The following is a 1927-nucleotide window of genomic DNA, read 5'->3' as shown; positions in this document are numbered from 1 at the left end:
TGACCATGACGCCACCGGCGATCACGGCGCCGGCGACGGCGGCCAGGGCGTCGACGTCGAGACCGGCACGGACATCGACGACGACGTCCCGGTATTCGCTGCCGAGCAGTGTTGCGGCCCGGCGCAGCGGGACCGCGTCCTCGCCGTCGGGCGGCGCATCGCTGACCAGTACCGCCGGGGCGGTTACCGCCGCCATCGCCGTGGCCGCGTCCGTGGGCGGCGGTAACACTACGAGCCGGCGATAACGCCCCGCCGGATCCCGGACACCCGCGAGATAGCGCCGCAGGGCGTCGACGCCGCCGTCTATGTACTGCTCTTGTCGATCCACTGGGTCACGCGGGGCGCGCGGTATTCGGCGAAACGCTCGAGCAGCCGCTCGCCGTCGTCGTCCACGAGCAGCATGTCCCGGTTGCTCCGGCGCAGGAAGCCGGTGTCCACGGCATGGTCCAGGAAGGTCACCAGATGGTCGTAGTAGCCTGCCATGTTGATCAGTCCGCAGGGCTTGCGATGGAAGCCGAGCTGCGCCCAGGTGAGGATCTCGAAGATCTCCTCGAAGGTACCCAGCCCCCCGGGCAGGGCGATGAATCCGTCGGCGAGCTCGGCCATGCGCGCCTTGCGCTCGTGCATGGAGGTCACGACCTCCAGCCGCGTGACCTCCCGGTGGCCGACTTCGCGGGCGAGCAGGGTTTCGGGAATGACGCCGACGACTTCGCCGCCCTCGGCGAGAGCGGCGTCGGCGACGGCGCCCATCATCCCTGTCGCGCCGCCGCCGTAGACGACGCCGAGCCCCCGGGCGGCCACGGCGGCGCCGAAGGCGCTCGCGGCCTCACGGTAGCGCGGGTCGCGCCCGGCGGCGGAGCCGCAATAGATGCAAATGCGTTGCATGGATCCTCCATAATTCAGTGCGCGGCGGGCGCGCCGGCCGTATCGGCGCCGCCGTGCGCCCGACATCCGATTGTACCGGATGAGCACGCCATCGCGGGCGGCATGACGCCGCGATATTGTCCATATTTGGATTGGGCACAGTAGAATCGCGAGCGGCACGCCCGGGTGGCGGGGGTCGGTGTCCGGCATGGCCGCACTGAATTGATGCAGGTCAAGACCTTCAATACCGCCTCAAGGATAATGACCCCGCGGTCAGGTTTGCTCGTCGGGCAATGGCGAGTGGACCGAAAAGGAGAATCGCCGTCGCCGGTATCCGCCGGTGCTGCACTCGGTTAACCCGCAATCCATATCTGAGATGGAAACCGACCTATGGACGCGACACCCGCCTACAACGACAAGGTAGTGCGCCAGTTCGCCCTGGCGACTGTCATTTGGGGGATCGTGGGCATGGCGGTGGGGGTGTTTATCGCCGCCCAGCTGCTCTGGCCCGCTCTCAACTTCGACGTGCCGTGGCTGACATTCAGCCGCCTCCGCCCGCTGCATACCAACGCCGTTATCTTCGCCTTCGGCGGCAGCGCCCTCATCGGGACCTCCTACTACGTGGTCCAGCGAACCTGCGGCACCCGCCTGCTCTCTGACAAGCTCACGGCGTTTACGTTCTGGGGCTGGCAGGTGGTCATCGTCGCCGCGGCGATCACGCTGCCGCTGGGCATCACCCAGAGCAAGGAGTACGCCGAGCTCGAGTGGCCCATCGACATCCTGATCACGCTGGTGTGGGTGACCTACGCGGTGGTGTTCTTCGGGACGATCATGAAGCGTCGCGAGAAGCACATCTACGTGGCCAACTGGTTCTACGGCGCGTTCATCATCACCATCGCGCTGCTGCACGTGATCAACAACCTGTCGATCCCGGTGTCGCTGACCAAGTCCTACCCGATCTACTCCGGCGCGGTCGACGCGATGGTGCAGTGGTGGTACGGCCATAACGCGGTCGGTTTCTTTCTCACCGCCGGCTTCCTCGGGATGATGTACTACTTCGTCC

Annotated in this window: 3 protein-coding genes; 1 reads left to right on the top strand and 2 read right to left on the bottom strand. The window is 66.5% G+C overall.

Going from position 1 to position 1927, the window contains the following annotated elements:
* Window positions 1-328 (bottom strand): hypothetical protein (locus G7A99_RS13670; RefSeq protein ID WP_205599855.1); only part of this gene is annotated, 328 nt, incomplete at its 3' end.
* Window positions 304-885: a TIGR00730 family Rossman fold protein gene (locus tag G7A99_RS13665; RefSeq protein ID WP_018716917.1), complete on the bottom strand. Its 582-nt coding sequence runs from the start codon at window positions 883-885 to the stop codon at window positions 304-306. The genes G7A99_RS13665 and G7A99_RS13670, both read right to left, overlap by 25 nt.
* Before the next feature lie 369 nt (window positions 886-1254).
* Between G7A99_RS13665 and G7A99_RS13660 the strand changes: the two genes are divergently transcribed.
* A partial coding sequence (locus G7A99_RS13660) for a cbb3-type cytochrome c oxidase subunit I (RefSeq protein ID WP_205599854.1) occupies window positions 1255-1927 on the top strand: 673 nt, incomplete at its 3' end.

This window comes from Arhodomonas sp. KWT (assembly GCF_010993615.1).
Note: the sequence above shows the minus strand (reverse complement) of the source record. Positions and strands in the feature narration are given on the sequence as shown.

Coding starts and splice junctions, on each gene's coding strand:
- G7A99_RS13665 (WP_018716917.1), bottom strand. CDS start 885: ATGCAACGCATTTGCATCTATTGCGGCTCCGCCGCCGGGCGCGACCCG.